This window comes from Aporhodopirellula rubra (assembly GCF_014192335.1).
Taxonomy (GTDB): domain Bacteria; phylum Planctomycetota; class Planctomycetia; order Pirellulales; family Pirellulaceae; genus Rhodopirellula; species Rhodopirellula rubra.
This window is the reverse complement of sequence record NZ_JACHXU010000038.1, coordinates 1-22,628: the sequence shown is the minus strand read 5'-3', so window position 1 is coordinate 22,628 and position 22,628 is coordinate 1. Positions and strand designations below refer to the sequence as shown.

General features: G+C 57.5%; 19 protein-coding genes. 9 read left to right on the top strand and 10 right to left on the bottom strand.

Going from position 1 to position 22,628, the window contains the following annotated elements:
* Positions 1-372 precede the first annotated feature (372 nt).
* Both FHS27_RS29435 and FHS27_RS29430 read left to right on the top strand, forming a co-directional pair.
* Positions 373-1,131 (top strand): hypothetical protein, encoded by a 759-nt coding sequence (locus FHS27_RS29435; RefSeq protein WP_246421277.1) that lies wholly within the window; start codon positions 373-375, stop codon positions 1,129-1,131.
* Positions 1,128-2,930, top strand: a complete 1,803-nt coding sequence (locus FHS27_RS29430; RefSeq protein WP_246421275.1) for a hypothetical protein — start codon at positions 1,128-1,130, stop codon at positions 2,928-2,930. Before FHS27_RS29435 ends, FHS27_RS29430 begins: the two co-directional genes overlap by 4 nt.
* Positions 2,931-3,029: 99 nt before the next feature.
* Here the strand turns inward: FHS27_RS29430 and FHS27_RS29425 are convergent, their stop codons facing one another.
* The 4 genes from FHS27_RS29425 to FHS27_RS29410 all read right to left on the bottom strand — a co-directional run bounded on the left by FHS27_RS29425 (position 3,030) and on the right by FHS27_RS29410 (position 6,792).
* Positions 3,030-4,124 (bottom strand): ThuA domain-containing protein, encoded by a 1,095-nt coding sequence (locus tag FHS27_RS29425; RefSeq protein ID WP_184309791.1) that lies wholly within the window; start codon positions 4,122-4,124, stop codon positions 3,030-3,032.
* A gap of 409 nt (positions 4,125-4,533) precedes the next feature.
* A complete protein-coding gene (locus FHS27_RS29420; protein WP_184309789.1) occupies positions 4,534-5,088 on the bottom strand; it encodes a hypothetical protein in 555 nt (184 codons plus the stop codon).
* A 37-nt stretch (positions 5,089-5,125) separates the two neighbouring features.
* Positions 5,126-6,055 carry a hypothetical protein gene (locus tag FHS27_RS29415; protein WP_184309787.1) on the bottom strand — a complete coding sequence of 310 codons (930 nt, stop codon included), beginning with the start codon at positions 6,053-6,055 and terminating at the stop codon, positions 5,126-5,128.
* Positions 6,052-6,792 carry a MotA/TolQ/ExbB proton channel family protein gene (locus FHS27_RS29410; protein WP_184309785.1) on the bottom strand — a complete coding sequence of 247 codons (741 nt, stop codon included), beginning with the start codon at positions 6,790-6,792 and terminating at the stop codon, positions 6,052-6,054. Before FHS27_RS29410 ends, FHS27_RS29415 begins: the two co-directional genes overlap by 4 nt.
* A gap of 218 nt (positions 6,793-7,010) precedes the next feature.
* Between FHS27_RS29410 and FHS27_RS29405 the strand changes: the two genes are divergently transcribed.
* The 4 genes from FHS27_RS29405 to FHS27_RS29390 all read left to right on the top strand — a co-directional run bounded on the left by FHS27_RS29405 (position 7,011) and on the right by FHS27_RS29390 (position 11,586).
* Complete coding sequence (locus FHS27_RS29405; RefSeq protein ID WP_184309783.1) at positions 7,011-8,381, top strand: glucose-6-phosphate isomerase; 1,371 nt, start codon at positions 7,011-7,013, stop codon at positions 8,379-8,381.
* Positions 8,382-8,466: 85 nt separating this feature from the next.
* The gene (locus FHS27_RS29400) at positions 8,467-10,014 is read left to right on the top strand and encodes a Gfo/Idh/MocA family protein (protein ID WP_184309781.1); all 1,548 of its coding nucleotides are present in this window, start codon (positions 8,467-8,469) and stop codon (positions 10,012-10,014) included.
* Positions 10,014-11,120 (top strand): S-methyl-5-thioribose-1-phosphate isomerase, encoded by a 1,107-nt coding sequence (gene mtnA, locus FHS27_RS29395; RefSeq protein WP_184309779.1) that lies wholly within the window; start codon positions 10,014-10,016, stop codon positions 11,118-11,120. The genes FHS27_RS29400 and mtnA overlap by 1 nt, the downstream gene beginning before the upstream one ends.
* Positions 11,121-11,238: 118 nt before the next feature.
* Positions 11,239-11,586: a DoxX family protein gene (locus tag FHS27_RS29390; RefSeq protein ID WP_184309777.1), complete on the top strand. Its 348-nt coding sequence runs from the start codon at positions 11,239-11,241 to the stop codon at positions 11,584-11,586.
* Positions 11,587-11,684: 98 nt separating this feature from the next.
* On the opposite strand, the gene FHS27_RS29385 is transcribed toward FHS27_RS29390, so the two are convergent.
* The 3 genes from FHS27_RS29385 to FHS27_RS29375 form a co-directional block, all read right to left on the bottom strand.
* Positions 11,685-12,320, bottom strand: a complete 636-nt coding sequence (locus FHS27_RS29385) for a hypothetical protein (protein ID WP_184309775.1) — start codon at positions 12,318-12,320, stop codon at positions 11,685-11,687.
* 132 nt (positions 12,321-12,452) lie between these two features.
* Complete coding sequence (locus FHS27_RS29380) at positions 12,453-14,318, bottom strand: polyprenyl synthetase family protein (RefSeq protein ID WP_184309819.1); 1,866 nt, start codon at positions 14,316-14,318, stop codon at positions 12,453-12,455.
* Between the two features lie 95 nt (positions 14,319-14,413).
* Positions 14,414-16,663, bottom strand: coding sequence for a prenyltransferase/squalene oxidase repeat-containing protein (locus FHS27_RS29375; protein WP_315854753.1), 2,250 nt, complete (start codon positions 16,661-16,663; stop codon positions 14,414-14,416).
* 554 nt (positions 16,664-17,217) lie between these two features.
* Between FHS27_RS29375 and FHS27_RS29370 the strand changes: the two genes are divergently transcribed.
* Together FHS27_RS29370 and FHS27_RS29365 are read left to right on the top strand one after the other, a co-directional pair.
* Entirely contained in the window at positions 17,218-18,285 is a 1,068-nt protein-coding gene (locus FHS27_RS29370) for a 3-deoxy-7-phosphoheptulonate synthase (RefSeq protein ID WP_184309773.1), read from the top strand.
* A 324-nt stretch (positions 18,286-18,609) separates the two neighbouring features.
* Complete coding sequence (locus FHS27_RS29365) at positions 18,610-19,308, top strand: metal-dependent hydrolase (protein ID WP_184309771.1); 699 nt, start codon at positions 18,610-18,612, stop codon at positions 19,306-19,308.
* 58 nt (positions 19,309-19,366) lie between these two features.
* On the opposite strand, the gene FHS27_RS29360 is transcribed toward FHS27_RS29365, so the two are convergent.
* Positions 19,367-19,642 (bottom strand): hypothetical protein, encoded by a 276-nt coding sequence (locus FHS27_RS29360; protein ID WP_184309769.1) that lies wholly within the window; start codon positions 19,640-19,642, stop codon positions 19,367-19,369.
* Between the two features lie 40 nt (positions 19,643-19,682).
* On the opposite strand from FHS27_RS29360, the gene hisC reads away from it, so the two are divergent.
* On the top strand, positions 19,683-20,741 hold the full coding sequence (hisC, locus tag FHS27_RS29355) for a histidinol-phosphate transaminase (RefSeq protein ID WP_184309767.1): 1,059 nt from the start codon (positions 19,683-19,685) through the stop codon (positions 20,739-20,741).
* 556 nt (positions 20,742-21,297) lie between these two features.
* Here hisC and FHS27_RS29350 read toward each other — a convergent pair.
* Positions 21,298-22,458, bottom strand: a complete 1,161-nt coding sequence (locus FHS27_RS29350; protein WP_184309765.1) for a transposase — start codon at positions 22,456-22,458, stop codon at positions 21,298-21,300.
* A partial coding sequence (locus FHS27_RS30850; RefSeq protein ID WP_221225482.1) for a hypothetical protein occupies positions 22,427-22,628 on the bottom strand: 202 nt, incomplete at its 5' end. The genes FHS27_RS29350 and FHS27_RS30850, both read right to left, overlap by 32 nt.

The window sequence follows — 22,628 nt, the reverse complement described above, 5'->3', positions numbered from 1 at the left end:
GCGAAAAACCAAAATCGCACAAAGCCACACACTCCCCCACTACAAAACCAACGAACGAAAGTGGCCGAGAATGCTCCGGCGACGGTGCCATTTATTTGTGTTCACGTCTAATTCTTAGTGACCGCGCCCCTTCCAGGCGAAAAAGCTGCCTGATGAGATGCGGGTGATTTAGCGCAAACATGCCAGTCACGCTTTGCCCCAATTGCTGAGTGGCGATTATGGTCGCAGGCCGCCTGCTAGACTGGCTGCGAGGCGCACGGTTCGACTGCGGCGCCGTTGAGCATGTGGGGCCTCCCGCGTGATGCCCCGACGCATCCGAGCCAATCGCTTCGTTGCATTCGACGACATAACTCGACATCGATGGAAAGCCATTTGTCCTCTCATCCCTCCCCGCTTCGAATCACTCGTATCGTGCTGGCACTCGCCGTGCTGATCGGGATCGGGTTCTCGATTCGATACAATCTCGAGCTATCTCGGCTTCGCGAAACGCACGCCGAACTTCGAGAACAGATTGGACTTCTCGACGTTGCGGATCCGAAAAAGGTTGCGATTGCCCACGTACCGCTTCCGGACGACGCGATCCCTCCCGGTGTCGAACACGCACATGTATGGCGGTACCGAATTCACATCCCCGCCAACTACGGACCGTCTTACAAAATTCAACGCGGACTCATCAAAGCAGACTCGCCACAAGGACGCGGAGGCTCGGGCAGCTCTTGGTCCAGCCCCCAAAAAAACAGCGAAGAAGCATTAGCCTCGATGGCGTTAATTAAGAGTGACGGCAGATGGATTTTTTGCCGAAGCACCGGAGGCGGTTCGAGCACGTCGAGCATGCCTAACGATTTCGATTTTGATAGCCTCGATGATCTCGTCATCGAGACGGCAATCTCACCTGACGACAAAACACGCATGTTTGAGACCGATGAAGCGATCTGTCTCATTCGCCTGCGAGAAAAAACTCTCGCGAAAAAGCGCAACGGCAAGAACGAAGAAGGACTCTATCGCGGCTTCTCTGTTTACCTCTACAGCGCCAAACACCGAGACGCGTTCGAGGCGTGGTCCGAAGGCGAGACAACGTCAATGCAAGGGACACCGATGAATGGAACGCCATTGCAAGGAGCAACGCCATGAAAGATGCCGAGCCCTCACATACGCCTTTGGACTCACTGGGTCCGACTGATGCTTCACCGAGTGGTCACTCGCCGGCCGAGACACCTCCGATCGTGACGACCACTTCACCACGCCGACGAAAACGCAAACGCGTACGATTCGGATTGCTCGAGTTGCTATTGCTAACCGCTCTCGTTGCCGCGTGGTTGCCGGTCATTCTAGCGCAGCGGAAAATCCCCGTGTTCGAATCCGAAATCGAAACGATGCGTTTGGCGTCAACCCAGCTTATCGTCGTCGATGATCGGAAACTGAATGCGAGAACCATGCCGAGCATCTGGAGCAACATCAACAGTTGGAAATACTACTTACCCGCCAACGCAGACCACGAGTTGCGATTGGCGACAGAGCACATTAATTCAGTTAGCTCACCGTCGGATTATCTCGCCGCGGCGTTACCCGCAGGAGAGCACTCAATCCACTTCAAGTGCACCAACGACGCCGACGGGTATCACTCCGTCGTGTACGTCGATGACGAGATTGTCTTGGAAAAACACCACCCCAAATCATGGATCGACTCGCAGGGCAGTTCGAGCACCGGTGACTTTTCGGGTCAATCGACGGCCTATCCGTTGGATGTGCCGCTCAAGCTCAAGATCCAGCGTTTTTCAGCGAAACATCCGCTCAAAAAATATCAATCGATGGACGTACCGGACGAGTACGACAGCAAGGGCAACTATCTTTGGATCTCGCCGACCGCAACGGTGCCCGAACCCAGCCCCGTCTTTTATCTCTCAGGCAACAAATACTCACACGATGGAGTCGGCCATCGCCAAGGCACAAAAGTTTTCAGGTCCCAACAAACCGGATTCATCGGACTGATCGGCATCCTGCCGTCGATCGAGGCAACGCGGGGTGACGACCGACAATTCTATCCGTATTGCCCGCTCGGCATTACGGTGCATCCCGTCCTCAACAGCCAACAAGACGCTGACGCTCGCGAAGAAAACGGCACATCGCTGGGTGTCCCTCTTTCACTGCGAGATTCGTTGACGCCACCCGAGCGACATGACGAGAGCTACGCACGCGAACCAATTACAAAGGCATCCATCAAAGAAGACGGCAAGTCGATGCGAATCTTCGCGCACTACAAACCGTTCAAAACGGGAGCGAAACCGATCGTCGAAATTTTCTTTGACGCCGCGCATCCCAACCGCGTCGGGTTCCTTCCTCATGCCGCGCCGGGAAGTGCGCCCATGAAAGCTTGCCAATTCATGACACGATTTGATGCCCGGTATCTATGGCGGGAAATCGAATTGTCCACCGATGAAACGCAGGAAGGACCGAGCGAACACGGGCGTCAACCGCTCGCCTCGCTCTACCCGAACACCGACTTCACCGAACCAGACTATCCGACCGTCGCGGACATCGCCCCGTTCGCGTGGCGAAACATCGCGATCTCGAAATTGCCGATCTCCAATTCGCTTGTTGCAACGATGCAGAACACGAACGTCCAGACGCGTCAACTAAACCTGACGACGAACGTCGCCAATGCTACCGAATTGAACTATCCCCCGGGCTTGCCTGACAACTGGCGTTACGAAGGAATTCCCAATCGACAAACCTGGTTATTGCCGACGGCGGGTTCTGAAAACGAGCCAGAGATCACGATCGAATTGAGAGGAGGCTCCGTCTTTCCGACCGCGCAATTGCCGGTGCCCGGTGGGCCAGTGATTCAGAACGTTCGCATCACAGTCCCGATGCCCGCGCAAGCCCCAGTGTGGCTCGAGATTGCGGCCGACCCAATCGCTGCGTCGCAATAGCGATCGCGTGAGTCTCAAAACGGGCGACTGCCACCTGGAGGCTCCGTCGGGACGAACCCGAGCGAAGCCGCGAACACAGTTTTTTCTACCGCAGGATGCCTATTGAGCCACTGCCGGTTCGGGGACATAGGTCGCCGGTGGATCGGCGGTAGTGGCCGAGTGGCCGAGACGGAAGTCTTCTGGTTTCAGGCCGCGTTCTTGAAAGTACGCACTGTTGAGAAAACCGAAGAACGAAGGCTGATAAGGATCCATAAAACCGACGTCGGCCTTCTCCGGAACGTCTTCACCGGTCAGATACAGACACGCATTTACGATCATGCGACGCAGATCTTCGTTGCGAAAGTCAACCGCTCCGCCTGCTGTCGTTGTGAACGCTTGACCGGTTTCCCCCGACTCAACCGAGTACGGCTTCACCCAAGCGTACGGCATCATCGGGTCATTGCGACCATCCGTTACCGGTGGCGAGGCGGGATCAAGAAGTTGCAGAACCTGACCACGCAGCAATACGGTTGCCTCGTCTTCGTCGAGATGCACGACACCGTAAACATCACTCGGCGTGTAAACGTCTTTGACGCCGTTAAGGATCGGGTGTTCCGCATTTTCACGAACGATCAAACCGCGAGCGCCTTCAACCTTATGCTTGCCATGGTGGCTGTGCCAGTTCTCGCCGAGCACGTTAATCCCGAAATTCTTCCATTCGATACCGCCATATTTGCCACCTTTGAACGCGTGCGTCGCCGTGCGATACGCTACCAACGGTTTACCCGCTTTCAAGTAATCGAGAAACGGTTTCATCTGCTCATCAGGAAGCATTCGAAATCGTGTCGTCAGGACGCACAGGTCCGCGTCCGCGAGCGTGTCCATACCAGGAATATTACTGGGTTCGTACGGGTTGATCACTCCGGTCTCGCGATCAATCGCAAACAGCACCGTACACTTGAACCCGAATCGTTGACTGAGAATCTTAGCGAACATCGGACACGACTCTTCCGAACGATATTCTTCGTCGCCGGAGATCAACACAATATGTTTTCCGTTGGCGGTGCCTTCAGCCGGTTCGATCACGAGCCGATCGTCAGCGGACGCGTTTACGAGAATCGCGAAACTCAAGGACGCGGCGAGACATCCCAACAACACGTGACGGAAAGTTTGGCGCGAGCGTTTCCAGATAGTTTGCAGATGGTTTGATTTCATGTTGCTCTGTGGTAGGGAATTGGGGAGAGGGCAAACGTTGTAAAGCAAGTGATTCAGCGCGAGTCCCGGGCGTCGTTCACACCGGGGGCATCTCGCGTGCGAATGACAATGTAATCAAATCAGGCGCACCAGTGTTTCCAACGAAACGGCGACGACGGCCTCTGCCGCAGGAAACCGGCATACCTGCGACCGCGTTGTACGCCATCCCGCCCCACGTCCGTGTTCAACTGCACACCGTTTCCGCAGTCAATGATTTTACAATCACAGGTTTCGCAGTCTGCACCGCGCGTGCAAAACATCGGCGCGTGTGACGAATGTGGACAAGGTCGCTGCCCATTTAATAACGCAAATCGCCCAAATGTTCGCTTCGCATCCTAAGTGCGCACTGTTTTGAAACGGCTACGCGTCGTTAGGGCAACTCGACGAGCTGTCGGCGGGCGTCGATTTGATCGTCCATCAATCCGGCTTCACGTAGTCTTTTCATAACAGCGGCTTCTGCCGAGGCGACCGCGTTGGGTGTGCGAGCGACACGCACGACGATACCGCTCGGTTCGCCTTCAACCGTTCCGGCGAAAGCGATAATTTGCTCGATACTCATTGCCTCGCGTTCCGACTCGCCCGCCTCGGTTTGAACCAAATACTGATTGCCGTCGATCAAGATATCCACGACTGAAGGAAGCACCGGGATGACGGGCGTGAGTTCCAATTCCGACGCCGCCTCTCGCATCGCCGCATCACTATCCAAACCGCTTTCTTCAATAGCAATATCTTCGGCCAACGATTCGTCGTCTGGATCGGCGTCACTGGACGTCTCGCTCGGACGCGACACGCTCGGTGCGATTGAAACCTGGCCCTCCGGATCGCTGCCGGTGCCGTCACGAAACCCGAGACCGAAATTCAGATACTGGCTCGCGATTAATAACGCGATTCCGCCACCGATGACGACCGGAACTCGTTTACGCATGATTAGCCTGTCTTAGATGAGGGTGAACGATGGGATGTCAATTAGGATCAGGCGACGGACCGAGGACGGTGTATTCGAACCGCGTTTCGGGTGTGTCCGCTCGAAGACGTTCGAGCGTGTGCGGCAGTGCATCGACGAGCGGCTGATAGACCCCCGCGACACTTTGAGGTGAATACGATATTAACAGAATCACCAAACCTTTGGGCTGCGGCAATTGCTTGTACGCGGCGAACAATCGGTCGGCGACCTCGTCAGTACGCTGCGACTGGGACCGCGATTCCAGCCGGAACGTTTCGCGACGTTCCCCCGCCATGATCACGATGCTGCCGTTGTCGGTGGCGTGGACGGTCCAAATTTCGGCGCGCTTGAGCAACTCGGCGTGGCCGATCAAAAACCGCACCACTTCATCCGGATCGGCTTGCCCGAGTCGACTGGCCCGTGCGATCGCACTGGAAACGGGATCGTTTGAAACGACCTCGCCTGAGACAGGGTCAACCATTGTTTCTTCAGAGACATCCGCACCGCGAAACGACTCCGCCCCCGCGATTTCCTTTTCGTCGAGCGAGAACCATTGCTTCAATTGGCTCATCGCGAGATTCATTTCAGCTAGCCGCATGTCGGTCTGGCTGACCGCTTCGTCACGAGCCGCCCGGGCTTGGTCTCGCTGCTGTTCGAGCTGGCGTCGTTGAGACTGCAACGCTTCGCGGATCCCGGTCAACTCGCTACGTTCGCGTGCGATCTGATACGTCAGTTTTTCACGCTCGGCCTCCAAAGACGCAGTCTGATGCTGCGACGCTTCACGCACATCGAGAAACTGAGCGAAGACGATGATCAACAACAAATCCATCAACGGCGTCAATTGAAAGCGCGTGCGGCGAGACCACCACGTCTTGGCAAGCCGGACGTCGCCCGACGACTGGTTCGGCGTTGGATGCGGTGTCGGTGTATGAGCGGCGCCGTCGTTCACGCGGAAGCATCCGTGGGTTGGTCGCTCGACGTGTTAGGATTCGACGGATCCGATGATTTGATTTCGTTGGCAGTCGGTTCGTCACCTCGCTGTTCGTTATCGGACGGTCCGTTGCCGGACTGCTCGTTGATCGACAACTCGCGTTTCACCTTGGACGCCATCTCACGGACGCCCAATCGGTTTTCCGACAACCTCGCGAACCCCGGTTCCACCACACTGCCGATCAGCATCAGCACGATCGCGGCGGACAATCCAGCGAACGTGCTCCAGATCGCGTCGCCGAAACGCGTCACGATGATATTCACGGACGCCTGATCATCGGCAGCGAGTGCGGAACCGATCGCGAGGATCGTGCCTAATACCCCTGCGAGCGGATAAGCCTCAATCATCGTGCGGGCGACGTTCCACGCGGTTTCAAACCGGAGCGAGTGCAGGTAATCACGACGCTCGTCAATGATGCGAATGCGATCGGCCAATCGTACGCGATCGGGACTGTTGTATGGCTGCGCCATCACGTCACCAATGTCTGCCAAGAACGCGTCGATCTGATCCGACAAATGGACATGGAAATCCATGCGACTGCGATGCGGCAACCCGGCCGTGAATCGCTCGAGCGTTTGGGCGATCCGTTTGCGATCCGATTTCGCCCATAGTGTCAGGACGACGAAGGCGAGCACATGGACCGCCGCGGCGGCCAAAATGGCGAGCGTCGAATAAGAGGAAATGAGTTCCAACATATAGTTCGGGGCGGCCCCGTGGTCGTATGAAAGGTAGACGGCGAGAGTGCCACTTCCGGCCGAGTCGTTGACGTGGCATCATCTGGGCAATCGTCTCCGCAAAAGACGTTGTCTTAACGAGATTCCCTATCGAGACGGCCCGAACATTCCTGGCACAATTTTGCACGCGTGTTCCCGATTCTCGACCAACATCCCCCTGACCGCAAGAGAGATCGCGAATGAGCCTGCTGCGTTATAACCCGGCGGGTGCGTTGGCGACGAACCTAGGCGATAATTCACGCGGCGTCACCGCCGAGCAGTTTGACGCTCAAATCGAGCCTTTGAAAGACCGCCGAGAGGCTTTGCTAAATCATTCCGGCACCGGCGTGCGACCGGAGTTCAATCGCCCCGAACGACTGTTGATCGAGTACGAAGCGCTGCGTGAGAAGTCTGAATTGGGTCGAGTATTTCGTGTCGCTAACCGATTGCATGATCACCTCGATGCGGTCGGCGTGATCGGTGCCCCCTCAGCGTTGATCGGCCCCGCCGCGCTGATGCAAGCGTGTTGCGAACCGTATCACAACGAATTACCTCGAGCAGCCCGAGGCAGCAAGCCACGCACCTACTTCAGCACCAGTGGTATCGACAACGATGCTGTCGAAGGTCTGCTGCGACGATTGAACCAAGACAACGTGTTGAGCGAATCGGACACGCCCGGCCCCAAAGATCGGTACGCGGTCATCGCCGTCGACGCTCTCGGTAACGATCCCGAAGTGTCGGCTACCACGGCGATGGGCTTACGTTTGTTCGCAAACCAGCTCGCCGAGTCTCTCGGGGATCAACACGCGAGATGGGCTCCGAAACTGATCACGCCCGTTGCTAACGACACCGGACCGGTGCGTGAACTCGCCGAAGAGATCGGATGCTCCGAAATCTTCCCGTCTCGCGAGATCATGGGTGGCCCCTTTGGAATCTATTCCGCGGCGACACTATTGCCCGCCGCGTTTCTCGGACTGGATTGCATTCAGTTCCTGCTCGGCGCTGCGGCGATGAACGACCACTTCGTTCAATCCGCCGCAGACGAAAACATAGTTATTCAGTCCGTCGCGATTCAGAACTCGCTAGCATGCGACCGAGCAATCCGCGACCACATGTTGGTGCACTGGAATCCCGCAATCGCGGGTCTCGGCAAGTGGCATCAATCGTGGAAGCGGCACTCGACGGGAACTCGCACGTCGACCGAATTACAGTCAGGTTCCGCGTGGACCAACAACCTAACCTGCGATATTGCGATCACTCAACTGATCGTCGAGACCGTGCGGACCGATCAAATCGAAATCGAGAACGGGCATCCCAAAGAGCGATCGCTGCCCGACGAAACTTCCTGCGACGACGCAAAAGTCGAAAAGAGGCGAAAAAGGAAGAAGAACGCCGCTCCCGCGATACCGGTCATTCCGGATCGAATGCAGGCCGCGATCGAAAGATCTCGGGAATCTCTACGCCAGGGCGGGTATCCCACAACAGAATTGATCCTACCGAGCCTAGAAACTCATACCATCGGACAATTGCTCCAATTTTGGTGGCTCAGTTCGGCGTTAGCGGCGACCTGAAACACTGGCGTTGGGGTCGCCGGTGTGCATAATACAGCGGTCCCGTTTCCCACCTCCGCGCATTTCCTTCCTGCGAGACAATTCGATGAAACGTCTGAACCGACGCGATTTTTCAACATCTGCTGCGACGCTTTCCGCCGGGCTTGCCCTGGGCGTTCATTCCAGTGCATCGGCGGCTACGTCCGGCCAACCCAGCGAGCCACTCGGCGTTGCCGTTTGCGGTGTCAACAGCCGGGGAATGTCACACGTCGGCGGTTTCCATAACGACCCGCGAACGGTGATTCGTGTGCTGGTCGACGTGGACTCGAAAGTGGGTGAAAAACAGGCCGATAAAGTCGAAGAGATGCAAGGCTCGCGTCCCCGCGTAGTTCGCGATGTCCGTGAAATTTTGGACGCGGACGATATCCAAATCGTTACATGCGCGACTCCGAATCACTGGCATGCGATGATCGGCGTCTGGGCGATGCAGGCGGGCAAAGACGTCTATATCGAAAAACCGATTAGCCATAACGTTCACGAAGGCCGAGCCCTGGTCGCCGCCGCGAAGAAATACGGGCGGATGTTCCAAACCGGCACCCAGTGTCGCAGTAGCCTCGCGTGCATCGACGCGATGAAATTCATCGCCGATGGTGGCATCGGTGAGGTCAATTTGGCTCGCGGGTTGTGCTACAAACGCCGCAAATCGATCGGACCGATCGGTGATTACTCCATCCCAGACAGCATCGACTTCAATTTGTGGAGCGGCCCGGCCAGCTATACGGACCCGAAAGTCACCCGCCAAAAATTCCACTACGACTGGCATTGGCAGCGTCACTACGGTAACGGTGACTCCGGAAACCAGGGGCCTCACCAAACCGATGTCGCCCGATGGGGACTCGGCCTCGATCGCCACCCAAACTCGATTCTCACCTACGCGGGACGTTTAGGATATCAAGCGGAGCGAAAAGATCCGAACTATGTCGACGCCGGTGACACAGCAAACACCCAAGTCAGCATTTACGACTATGGCGACAAGACGATCGTTTTCGAAACCCGCGGCTTGGGCGTCAACGATTCAGCCGACAAGGAATTGAACGAATTGTTCGGCTCAACCCGAGGCAACAAAATCGGGGTGGTGTTCTACGGTACCGAGGGATATGTCATCCAGGGTCCGAGCTACGAGACATGCCGTGCATTTGATTTGAACAAGAAGGAAATCCGATCCTTCACACATAATTCAAGAGAGAACGGCACCCTCAATAATCTCCACATGAGCAATTTCATCGATGCTGTCGTTGACCGCGACGCGTCGATCTTGACGGCCGACGCCCGCTGCGGACACTTATCCGCCTCGATTGCCCACCACGGAAACACGTCCTATTATCTGGGCCAAGAGAACCGGGCGACGCCGGATGAAATTTCCGCTGCGGTTGAGAAGTTTGCGTCACGTGATGACGATGCCGCCACTCTCAAACGAACACTTCAACACCTACGTGACAACGGAGTTAATCCCGACGTAGACATGCTGTCACTCGGCCCGCAACTCACGTTTGATCCCCAAACCGAACGATACCTCGGCAACGACGAAGCCAACACGATGCTGACCCGTCAGTACCGCGAAGGATTCGGAGTTCCTTCCGCAGAAGATATCTAATGACCGCTGACGCCGAAACGATTCGCTACCGAGCCGCCACTGGAGACACTCCGGCGGCGGTCGACCTGCTCGACCAAACGCGAATCCCGGCGGAGCTGGAACGATTGGTTTGCGAAAGCCTACCGGAACTACACGACGCGATCGTGCGGCTCGTCGTGCGAGGTGCACCCGCGATCGGCATCGCCGCCGCGTATGGCGTGACGCTTGCGCCAGTCGATTCGTCGGCGAGTCCTGAGAACGTTCGCCGGTGTTATTACGACGCGATCGAATACCTCGCAACCAGCCGCCCGACGGCCGTCAACCTGTTTTGGGCGCTGGACCGGATGCGTGGCCTCGTTGAGGCGTCGACTGATGAAACGATCGGCGATCTGCCGCGACGACTCATCGACGAAGCGACTGCGATTCATAATGAGGATCGCAGCATGTGTCGTGCGATGGGCAAACATGGCGCCACGCTGCTCGGCGATTGCCAAACCGTGCTGACACACTGCAATGCCGGAGGGCTCGCGACGGCAGAATACGGCACGGCGCTTTCACCGATTTACTATTTGCACGAAAAGGGTCACACGCTCAACGTCTTCGCTGACGAAACGCGACCGTTGATGCAGGGTTCACGCCTGACCGCGTGGGAGCTTTCCCAGGCGGGCGTCCCCGTGACCGTTTGCACCGACTCGATGGCGGGCAGCCTGATGCAACGAGGACTCATCGACGCCGTGATCGTCGGCTCCGACCGGATTGCAGAAAACGGCGACGTCGCCAACAAGATCGGAACCTACCCGCTGGCGGTTTTGGCGAGATATCACGACGTGCCGTTTTACGTCGTCGCACCCACCAACACGTTTGACCTCGAACTTGAGTCGGGCGACCTCATCCCAATCGAGCAGCGCAGCGAAGACGAGATGCGATACACGCTCGGAGCCGATTCGAACGTCCATACAAAAGGCCGGATGGCGGTTCCCCGCGAGGCCTCTGTGATTAACCCGGCGTTCGATGTCACCCCCGCGGAACTCGTTACGGCGATCGTGACCGAACAAGGCGTGATCAAACAGCCCACCCGGGAAAAGGTGCAACAACACTTCGCGGCGATTCAAACGCCAGCGTCTTAGCCAGTGGCCTTGCGGTCAACACGCCGAGCACGCACACTCAAACCGTAACGATATTTTCTCGAGCGAGCACTCTTCGCTCGATGCCAGCAAGTTCTCGCATTGAGAGGATCTTCCCCCGATGAACGATCTTCTCGTCACCCAAGCATTCGCGTGGCTCGTGACAACGCTAATCGCGATGATGGCGATCGCGAGCGCAGTGGTAAAACTGCTGAACTTGCCCGCGATGAACGCGAAGTGGAATCAACAACTCGGGATGCCCGATTCGCTACGGAACGGGGCCGCGGCACTGGAAATTTCCGCCTCGGTGTTGTTCGTCCTTCCGGCGACCGCCATGATCGGTGCTGTCATGCTGACCGCGTATCTCGGCGGCGCAATCGCGTTGCACTTGCGTATCAGAGCGTTCCCGTTCGCAGCTTACGCGTCGGTGATGATCGGCCTGATTTGGGGCGCCGTTTCACTTCGCTGACGCACTCCAATGACCGCGACGCAAGTTGCGTAAACCCCGCGTTTTCGACGCCGCAACCACGCTCGCACACGCGGCAACGGTCGCGACACTGAACGTCCCTATCGGACGATCTCGATCAGTTCGATGGCCGGCTGATCGTTGCACCGAATCAGTGCCGTACGTCCATAGACGGTTTCGCCGGGATCGGTTTTCAGGAGTGACGCCAACGCAACGCCGGGCGTGACTTTCCACAACTGATAACGTTCGACGGATCGCAACACGTTGTGCTTAATCAGAACGCGGCCGAGCGGAATCTCTCCGCTGGCGATCTCCAACCACACTTCTCGTCCCAACGTCGACGGATCCAAACGAACCAGTCCGTACTGGACGACTTTACCCGTGTTATGCGTCACGAGTGTGATCTCTCGTGAATACGTGACCGTTCGTTCCGCGATCGCCAACCGAGCGTCCGTTTTCAACAGCGGATCGTTCTGCCAAACCGATTCGCCGTCATCCAAAACGCTACGACTCCGGTGCACCACCACATCAACTTCGTCTTTGTGAAACGCTTCCACCGTCACCGTCATGTGGCTGTGATGATCGAGCAACTGGCCATAGATGGGCGGGCACTCGGTCACCTCATCAAACGTCGCCAACGTCGACGTCGACGCGTAAAACTCCGCAAGCAAGGAAGCGATGTTGACTTGATGGCGACCGCTTTGAGGCTCAGCCGCCGAGATGGTTTTATCGGACATGATGACTTGCGGGCTGGTGGGAGATCCGGAGCCGGCTCAACGCCACGCCTGTGCGTATGGCGTTTCGTCAAACTCAGGATCGATGAGGCGGGATTTGCGTCAAAGGGAAAGGATGTCTCGGTCGTCGATTCGCTAGGCAACCGGCGCCGCGATCGACAATTGGATCGTGTTCGGCGTCGGCATTTCGGGGCGTTCGAGGACCGTGTCGACAAGGAAGTAGAACAACCGGCGAAGGGGTTCGGACTCCAATTCATCGGCAACCTGTTCCGCCCGAGCCTGGTGCTTGTCGACCAACTGCAACGACATGTCGAACACACCCGCCTTGCGATACAGACGTCCGGCGATCGACAACCGTTCGCTGGCGGGAATCGCACAGTCGTCCGACGCGATCTGCAATAATGTTTCCTGATCCTCTGTATCGAGATGCTGCAACGCGAGCGCCCACAGCAACGTCGGCCGTCCCGCGATCACATCGGCCCCGGCACTCAGTTTATTCGAGTCGTCACCGATCCAGTCGTTGAGGTCGTTGATGATCTGGAACGCGACACCGAGATTGCGAGAGAACTTACGAATCGGCTCGACGAGTTGCTCAGCGTCGCCCGCCATTCGCACGCCGCTGTACAATGCCGCCTCGAACGCCGGGGACGTCTTCAACGCGTAAATCTTCAGAGCATCAATCGGTTGCAGACGTCGATCTTTCGCATCCCGCCACAGCAACTCCGCCCCTTGCCCTTCGGACAACCGAACGTGAGCGGCGGCGAGTGAATCGAGCAGGTCCACTCGCGTCGATGCGTCAACCTCGTCGCCAACCATTCCGCGACTGAGCAAGCGATAACCGAGTCCGATCAGATAGTCGCCGACGTTGATCGCCGAAGCGACACCAAACCGATGATGAACCGCCGGCTGGCCATAACGGTAGGCGTCGTTGTCCTCAATGTCGTCGTGAACAAGACTCGCCTTGTGGAACGTTTCGATACTGAGCGCAGCACGTCGGACGGCGTCGGGGATCGCCGCGGTCATCGCTTCGCCGTCGCCACACGTCGCGTCGCCACCAGTCATCGCGTCGTAGGCGGCCAAGGTGATAAAAGGGCGCGAGTGCTTGCCACCACGGGCGAGAAAGTCGTACGCGATCGCTTCCGTGGCCGCGATCGGGTCAACGCCTTCGAGATGCTCCGGACGGATTGCATCATCCACATGCTCGGCAACCTCACCGTTGAGACGCTCGACCGCGCCTTCAACACCGCCTTCGACCGATAACGATGTGCGGCGTGACGCGGCGATCAAAGGCGACTCGGGATCCGGCAATCCGATTCCACGCATCGGAGGTGCGAGACGATGGAGGCTTTCACGCCCGAACAGCCCACCGGCTGCTCGCATCAAGTGCACGTAACTGCGGGTTTGCGTTGCGGCGGGAACGTAAGGCGTTCGGATCATCTCCTCAACCCACGACTCGTCGACTTTTGTGTTTCGGCAATCGCTCGACAACAGCGGCACGGCCATGCAAGGGATTCCCGCAAGAAGCACCTTATCAATCGCCTTTTCCAGCACGTTCAAACACGCCACGCCGACGACGGCATCGACGTAACCGCCAACAATGATTTTCAAAACAACAGGCGATCCTTCCGCGACAAGAACGCGATAGCCCATTTCTTCGGCGACGCTGCGGAAATCCGCAATGCTACACGCACCACATTGCTTACAGTTCATCCCGAACTGGTCGTAGTCCGCCGGGCAACCTTCGGCGTGCTTGAGGCAATGTGGCAAAAGGAACAGGCGTCGTTCAGGCGGAACGGCTGAAAGCTGATTTCGCCAAAACGCGCTGCTGATGTTGACCATCGTCCAACCGAGCAAACCCTCGGGCAGATCCGCCTCTTCGAGCATTCGCCGTGCGACTTGCTCCATCTCATCTTTGGTCAACGGATTGTCATGATCGAGCCGATCGGCGACCTCACGACAACGGTCCCGCAAACTCTCTCGCATCGCGAGCGTTTCCGGCACGTCTTTGAGATGACTGGTGTTGCGGCGGTTGTTTCGGGTCGCGCGATTGCGATTCGATTCAGTACGCGTCGGGGGGAGTCCGGTCGACAAAATGTTTACCTAGGGAGAGTCGTCTCGGGTCGGGAAATGGTGTCATCCAAACCGGCAACGCGGCCCAGGGCGGCCGTCGTGAAGATCAATGGATAGAGGCGTTCGTGGTACCACAGCTTGGCGAAATAGAATCCGATCGGCCACGCCACGTCGAGTTGCCCGGCACAAGCGGCACGAATCAGCCACTGCGAGCCGGACAGTATAGCGTCTTGGGTACGGAGAGTCAGGGAAGGCCCCCCGGGAACAAGATCGCAAATTCCAGCAAATTCGGTGGTGTTCAAACGCTCCCACAAACTCGCGAGCGCCTCGACCGCGAGAGCCGTTTCCTCCACCGAACTGACAACGGAATCGTCCACCGCCGATTCGCCAGACGATCCCTCAACGCGAGATTCGATCGACGAAAGCGTGGCTGTCTCGGACGTGAATTCACCTGACGTGTCCGATACTTGCAAGGTCATACCGTTTTCAACACCGCTCGAAACCGTTTGTCTCGCGGGCATCGGCAGCAAAGCTGAGTTTGCGTTTGTTTTCGCCGCATTTCCTGCCGCCCAAAACCGGGTCACCGACTCGCCACCGCCCCAACCACCGTCGTGGTTCTGGGTTTTCAGCAGGTATTGCACACCTTTGACGACCGCGTTTTTATCGAACCGCGGGTGAATGTCCACCAACACCTTGGCGGTGCCGTAGATCGGGTTGTCTTCTTCTTTACGATCCTGATTACCGAACCACAACGGAACCCACGATCCGTCCGAACGTTGTGACTTCCGCAGAAACGTCAGCCCCTGTGTGATCGCGGCATCGCTTTTTGGACAATCGGGCAACTGTTTCAGAGCCCGGATGGCGTGAGCGGTCAGATCAGTGCTGCTGCGGTCAAACGGCAGCTTCCCCCAACCACGACAAAACGTTGGCCAACCTCCGTCGCGATTCTGCAGCCCGAGCAGCCATTCTTTTCCGTCGAGAACCGCACCGTCGATTCGCTCGCGTTGCTGAACAGTAACATGCTCACGCAGATTCGATAGCGCCACCATCGCTCCCGGAGTGTCGTCGGCGTCGGGGACCGCGCCTGATAAATCCGTCCACCCCCAGCCGCCCGGGTCGGCTCCCGTGAAGGGATGCCGCCGAGTGTGCTGACACGACAAAATCCAATCCACCATCGGCTCGCTGGCCCACTCCCGCTGATCCGCGGGATCATTCGTCATTGCCGCGACCGACAGTGACGTCACCCACGTCGCGAGGTTGGTGTCGATCGGCCAACTTCCTTCCGGTGTGATCGATTCTTCGAGAAACTGTAAGCCGCTCTCAATCACACGGCGTCTGCGTTCGTCCGCCACACTGCGTGCTTTCGGTGACGCGCCCAGTTCGAGCGAGTGTGTTGCCGTCGCATCCACCAAAGACATCACGACGAACGCCGTCAACGGTGTGGCCTCGAGATACCCACCACTGTCAGGCTGCATCCTCTCGAGCACCGCGAGCGTCGGATTGATCGATGCCCGTCGCACCCACGACCAAGGCGGCAAACATCCCGACCGAAGAAACTTCGCCTGCCCGATTGCGACGAGCGCTGGCACCGCATAGCTGACCACGGGCATGCCGAGATATCGATACATCGACTGAGGAAACACCGCGGCTTCAAACGGCAACGCAGAGACCTCCGACCACGGCACCAACCCCGCAATCGCAAGGTTGTTCAAAATAGGAACAACAAACGTTTTGTCTTTCCCATAACGCTTGCGCAATGCGGAAATCCCTCCGGCGGCCTCGAGATATCGCTGCAACCGAAGAAGACGTTCACAGACAACTTCCTCGGACGACTCGGACGGCTCCGAAGATTGGCGAGTACCAATCGGCTGCGCCGAATCAGCCAACAAAACCGTGTTGACTTGCGGCGTCCAAAACGCGTCAACACGTCGAGCCAACGTCTCCGCCGCCAACACCAGATAGCTGGTCGCGATGTTGGAATGGCTTCGATTGGTATCACCAAATCCCCCGTCGTCATTCTGCTGTTCCTTGAGCCACTCGGCCCCACGGCGAATCAGATCGAGATAACGTTCGCGCCGATCGCCACTGGGCATCTGCTCGCACGCGATGGACAACGCACTGATCGCGGTCGCGGTACTTAACGCCGACGCCGACAACTCACCCGTCCAATGGGCATCCTCACCACGATCAGCCAACAATCGGCTGCGCAGTTGATCGAGCGTCCTGCGGAGCTGATCGGAGAAATCGGCGGCTTGGGGCACGTTGTCTACGGGCACTTTGTCGTCGGGTTGGAGTTGGGCGTTGGGGGGGGGATTTGTCGGCGGGCAGGATCGACGTTGGCCGATTGGTTCGTCGTGCGGCTGGGGTTCGGGCCTACTGCAAATCGGTTGGTGAGGGAGGGCATGCGAAAAACATCGCCTGGCTGGACTCGAAAGGAGACCACGCGACAAGGGTCCCTCGCAAGATGTCTAATCGTACCCGATTCCCGCACGCTGCTGATCGCTTTCTGATCCGATTTTGAGAGCGACTGGCTCGCGTCATCACTCAAACGCTCCGCCCGAACGCGAACCTCGGCCTCCTCATCGACGTCAGTGTGTTTTTACTTACGTAATCGATTCGACCATCATCGCTAAATATCCGAAACGAAGTAAACGTCCGGCACGAGATCGCCCCGCAAAAAAGCGTTGGGGTGGGATTAACCACAGTTCATCCCTCAACAGCGGGGCATTTTTTTGTTTCTCCGTAACTCCTGCCCGGTTGTTTTTTTACGTTGATCAACGATAGTCGAGAATATTGTTCCCCCCATCCGCAATTCCTCGCAGACAACGCGATGACCGAAAAGACTCAATCTCCGGCTACTGACGACCTCCGAATCCGCGAGATGAAGCCGCTAATGCCGCCGCGAGAACTGATGGGGGAGATCCCAGCGACACCCGAGGTCGCCGAAACCGTCGCCGCCGCCCGCGCTGGCATCAAACGCGTTCTCGATGAAGAAGACGACCGGCTCGTTGTGGTCGTCGGCCCGTGCTCGATCCATGACCCGGAAGCGGCGATCGAATACGCGACACTGCTCGCCGCCGAGCAGCAGAAACACGCGGACAATCTATTGATCGTGATGCGGGTCTATTTCGAAAAACCTCGCACCACCGTCGGCTGGAAAGGTTTGATCAACGACCCCGGCCTCGACGACAGTTTCGAAATCAATCGCGGACTGCGAACCGCCCGGGGCCTGCTCCGTGACATCAACGCCATGGGACTGCCAACGGGAACCGAATTCCTGGATCTGATCAGCCCGCAGTACATCGCCGATCTCGTCGGTTGGGGGGCCATCGGTGCCCGCACGACCGAGAGCCAGGGCCACCGCGAATTGTCATCCGGCCTGTCATGCCCAGTTGGTTTCAAGAACGGAACCAGCGGCAACGTGCAAATCGCGGTCGACGCAATTTGCTCCGCTCAACGTTCACACCATTTCCTTTCGGTCACCAAGGAAGGCACTTCGGCGATCTTCGCAACGACGGGTAATAGCGATTGCCATGTTATCTTGCGTGGTGGAGCTCACACGAACTACGACGCCGCCAGCATCGATTCAGCGTCCGAACTGCTCACCAAAGCGAACCTGCCGTCGCGGATCATGATCGACACCAGCCACGCGAACAGTCGCAAGAAACACACGCGACAACGCTACGTTTGTCGTGACATCTGCAGCCAAGTCAGCGAAGGGGATTCGCGGATCATGGGCGTGATGGTCGAGAGCAATCTCGTCGAAGGTAACCAGAGCCTCGGCAAAGGTGACTTGGTCCGCGGCAAGAGTGTCACGGACGCTTGCATCGGCTGGGACGAAACCGTCCTGATCCTGCAAGACCTCAGCGACGCGGTCGTCGCGCGACGCAACGCATAGCACGCCTCTCTCATCATCGATGCAGGCCAAATCGAGAACTTGGGCGCACCGAAACGCCCACCCGCGACTCGTAGCCAAACTCGCTCGCGGTGACAATGAGGCAAATTGACGCGAACGAATGCAGCAAACGAGCCGAATCCCGCTCCACACGTAAAACGCGGGTAATTACGGGCCGCAATAGGCAGTCGCGTGACTCCGTGGACGGAACGGACGCAGGCACAACCGCCTTGGAATATTTGAGCCAATGCGTCACGATACTCGCTCGACGGCTCAAACGCCCGAGCCTCGCGCATTCCGTTCCTGTGGAGCATCCGGAGAGATCCCTTGAGTATCGCACTGACGTGGCTATCCCACGCAACCTGGTTAATCGAAGTCGACTCCTACCGAATCATTCTCGATCCGTTTTTGAGCGACAACCCAGCCGCTGAAACTACGGTCGACGCACTCGAATCAATCTCCCACGTTCTCGTTTCACACGGACACTTCGATCACATCGCGGATGCCGAAGCGATTGCTCGACGCAACCAATGTCCGATCGTCGCGAACTTTGAAATCGCACAGTGGTTTTCGGGCAAAGGGTTCGGCAAAGACGACTTGCCCGAGCCGATTGCGATGAACACCGGCGGCCAGATCCAACTCCCGTTCGGCAACCTAAAAATGGTGCCAGCGCTTCATTCGAGCAGCTTGCCCGACGGCAGCTACGGCGGAAACCCTGTCGGCTTTGTCTTATCGGCTGGAAAACAGAGCGTTTACTTCGCGTGCGACACGGCTTACTTCAGCGACATGCGATACTACGCGCACGGCGTCGACGTCGCGATCCTTCCCATCGGCGACTTGTACACGATGGGCTTCGACGATTCGATCCAAGCCATCCGGGCGATCGAACCTCGCGTCACCCTGCCCGCTCATTATGGCACGTGGCCACCGATCGAACAAAACCCGAATTCATGGGCTCGAAAAGTCCGCGAACACACGCCAACCAAACCCGTTGTGCTGGGCATCGGCGAGCGTTACGAAGTCTAACGTCTTACCAATCGATGCCGCAGAAGATCGACCGGAAAGGCACCGACAAAGCGAATAATCAATCGCGGCCGACTCCGTTTGCGGTAACTCGGCGAACGGCGACCCAATCAACGGCAATTCGCGAGACCGCATTTCGAACGACTCGTTGCGCAAACGAGGCGATGCGTGAGCGAGGCGAGGTGCCGCCATCGGTGATTTCCACCGCGACGTTGCTTTGAATTACTGAGGCCGTTTCGAGTTGTTCGCGACGCGTGCTTCGCGGTGAAGACGTGAAGCCTGTTAATGAAGTGAAGGTGCCGCCACACTGCGGCATGTGTTGTATTCCTGTTTCCATTCCTCCTGCCGCACACACTCCTTTGCCATCCCCCTCCCCATTGCAATTTCGCCCCGCTCTCGCCGCGATGAAACCATACGCCCCGGGTGAGCAACCGCCGCCGGGCAAATTCATCAAACTCAACACGAACGAAAACCCGTTCCCTCCACCTCCCGCGGTTGTGGCAGCCATTACCGCGGCGGCGTCGGGACCGCTTAACCGCTACCCCGACCCGATGGCGACCAGTTTCCGCCGTGCCGCCGCCGACGCACTCGGGCTGCCTGGCCCCGAATGGGTGCTCGCGGGAAACGGCAGCGACGAAATTCTGACGATCCTCGTCCGTGGATTTGTCGGCGAAGGCCAATCGCTTCGATTGCCTTACCCGAGCTACATCCTCTACCGCACCCTGGCGGACATCCAAGGTGCCTCGTGGGAACAAGTCCCGTTTGCCGATGACTGGCAATTGCCCGCGGCGTTCGGAGAATCTCGTGAGGACCTGCGTCTCGTTCTGCTGCCCAATCCGAACAGCCCCAGCGGCACGATCGTTCCGCCGGCCCAGATCAAAGAGATCGCCGACTCGCTCGATTGCCCGTTGGTTGTCGATGAAGCGTATGTGGATTTCGCTAATGAAAACTGCCTCGACTTGGTAACGCAAAACGAACGCGTGATGGTGACGCGAACGCTGAGCAAATCCTACGGGCTCGCGGGTTTGCGATTCGGATTCCTTGTTGCCCAACCGCACATCGTCGCAGAATTGACCAAGATCAAAGACAGCTACAACTGCGATATGATTTCTATCGCCGCGGCCACCGCCGCGATGCACAGCCAAGACTGGTTGGCGGAGAAAGTCGCCGCACTGAACGTCACCCGCCAACGCATGGCCATCGAACTCGGCGAAATGGGTTTCGAAACCGTTCCCTCGCACGCCAACTTCGTCTGGTGCACACACCCGAGCGGCCAACACAAAGCGATTTATGAATACCTAAAAGCAAACCAAATCCTGGTTCGCTACATGGAATTCCCTGAATGGGGCGACGGCCTAAGAATCAGCGTCGGCACCGACGAACAAATCGACGCATGCCTCCTCATGATCCGCCGCTTCCTCAACCAAAACAGCTAAACAAAGACACCCCAGAAGCCAAGCGGCCGAACGCTCCGCGGTCGGTGGAGAGGTAATTCTGCCACTCTGGGTTCGGTGGTTTCTCGGTGCTGTTGGCGACTGGTGCTAGAACCAACCACCGAGACGATGTGAATCATTCGATGTGATTGGCTTCTGGCATTTCTGACCACCTCCAATTGGTGCCACGCATCAACCTACCACCATTACGTCCTCACCTCCAATTGGTGCCACGCATCAAACTACCGAGAGTCCGACTGCCGCAGCGTCTCCATCGAAAAGCGGCATGCCTTCACCCGACCGCATACCGCGTTTCCAGGGCCAAAACTACGCTGAGGGCGCAGACAGGTAGACCAGTTTCGGGTATCCACCAACACCTCCAAATGCTGCCACGCACCAAACTACCGAGAGTCCGACTGCCGCAGCGTCTCCATCGAAAAGGCGGCACGCCTTCACCTGACCGCATACCGCGTTTTCAGGGCCAAAACTACTCCGAGGGCGCAGACCGGTGGAGCAGTTTCGGGCATCCACCAAAGGAAGCTAAATAGCGTGATACAGGCTAAACAAAGCAGACGGATGCAGCGGCTTGACCTTGATGGTGATGCTTACCGCAACGCTTTGCATCCTGACGCATCGACTCTGGCGAGCCAACACAGATGGACTTTCCAAAATACCTTTGCCACTGCCAAACCAAGTCTCGCCACATAGACGCGTCAATCCCAAGATCAGTCAACGAACTCGCAAGCGAATCTGGGACCTTAGCAGCAATTCCCTCAATGCCCTGCTTTGCTGTCCACCGCAACAACCTCAAATAGTCGCGAATCGATACATGCAGAAACCCCTTGTCGCTCGCTCGCAGCCCGTCCCGATTCACCTCCGCCTCGCTGGATAACTTGCCCGGCGATAGCGTCAGTGGCGCCAACCACGCATCGCGGCGGATCCGCTTGCCAGTCGGACTACGCTTCTTCTCCTTCTGCATCTTCTGAAGCTCTTCGATCGGCGTTTCGCGAATCTGCTTAGCCGCCTCCGCCGTCGGGACCGGCTTCAGGTCAAATGCAGCTGAATCGATCCGCTTTCCCTGGCTCGCCTGAATCCGATCGAATGCTGATGTATGCGGAGCCTTCTCGGGATCCGACGTCATCGCAGCCCGCACAGGGTTCAGATCAACGTACATGCTACAGGCGAGCAACCCAGCCTCGTCCACGATCCGTTGGGCCTTGAATCGCCCCTCCCAGAACCGACCAGTACACTCGTCTTGCTTGTTCGCCAATCGAGAGATCGGCTCCGCGAGCGAACGCATGAACCACGAAATATCCGACATTCGCAGGCGAATCTCAGCGATTCGCTCGGCATTTCCAGCCAAGGCTTTCACCTCATGCTCGGTCGGTTCGGCTAAGTGCTCTTCCATTCTCCGGCCCGGGAATACTCGCAGCCATCGAATGGCAACCTCAGAGTTACTCCAGCTCGCCACCACATCAGGCCGATTGCGAAGGATCACGTGTAAGTGGTTGCTCATGATGGCGTACGAGAGCACATCGATCCCAAAGACCGATGCGAGTGCCTCCATCCGGCGTCGGATCCACTCTTTTCGAAACGAATAGTCTTTGCCCGTCTGTGCGTCGACCCCCGCAAGATACGCCCTCCGCACGCACCTCTGCATCGCATGCACAATACAGATTTCACCACTATCAAACTGCTCTTTTCGCTTCGGTCTTGGCATCAGAAGTCTCCACGGTGAACAAACCAAACAACAACACCATATCACTCAACAACCCCCAGTCAACCATTTGGTGGGTGGCACGAATGGCACAGTCATTGACATATCTACTTTGTTTCAAACAAGTTGTCTCCAGCAGCGAGTCTTGCTCGTAGGACCTCGCGGGGTTGCAT

Excerpts from the sequence above, each read along its gene's own strand:
- FHS27_RS29410 (WP_184309785.1), bottom strand. The coding sequence starts at position 6,792 with ATGTTGGAACTCATTTCCTCTTATTCGACGCTCGCCATTTTGGCCGCC.
- FHS27_RS29420 (WP_184309789.1), bottom strand. The coding sequence starts at position 5,088 with ATGCGTAAACGAGTTCCGGTCGTCATCGGTGGCGGAATCGCGTTATTA.
- FHS27_RS29405 (WP_184309783.1), top strand. The coding sequence starts at position 7,011 with ATGAGCCTGCTGCGTTATAACCCGGCGGGTGCGTTGGCGACGAACCTA.
- FHS27_RS29390 (WP_184309777.1), top strand. The coding sequence starts at position 11,239 with ATGAACGATCTTCTCGTCACCCAAGCATTCGCGTGGCTCGTGACAACG.
- FHS27_RS29350 (WP_184309765.1), bottom strand. The coding sequence starts at position 22,458 with ATGCCAAGACCGAAGCGAAAAGAGCAGTTTGATAGTGGTGAAATCTGT.
- FHS27_RS29400 (WP_184309781.1), top strand. The coding sequence starts at position 8,467 with ATGAAACGTCTGAACCGACGCGATTTTTCAACATCTGCTGCGACGCTT.
- mtnA (WP_184309779.1), top strand. The coding sequence starts at position 10,014 with ATGACCGCTGACGCCGAAACGATTCGCTACCGAGCCGCCACTGGAGAC.
- FHS27_RS29360 (WP_184309769.1), bottom strand. The coding sequence starts at position 19,642 with ATGGAAACAGGAATACAACACATGCCGCAGTGTGGCGGCACCTTCACT.
- FHS27_RS29425 (WP_184309791.1), bottom strand. The coding sequence starts at position 4,124 with ATGAAATCAAACCATCTGCAAACTATCTGGAAACGCTCGCGCCAAACT.
- FHS27_RS29385 (WP_184309775.1), bottom strand. The coding sequence starts at position 12,320 with ATGTCCGATAAAACCATCTCGGCGGCTGAGCCTCAAAGCGGTCGCCAT.
- FHS27_RS29370 (WP_184309773.1), top strand. The coding sequence starts at position 17,218 with ATGACCGAAAAGACTCAATCTCCGGCTACTGACGACCTCCGAATCCGC.
- FHS27_RS29430 (WP_246421275.1), top strand. The coding sequence starts at position 1,128 with ATGAAAGATGCCGAGCCCTCACATACGCCTTTGGACTCACTGGGTCCG.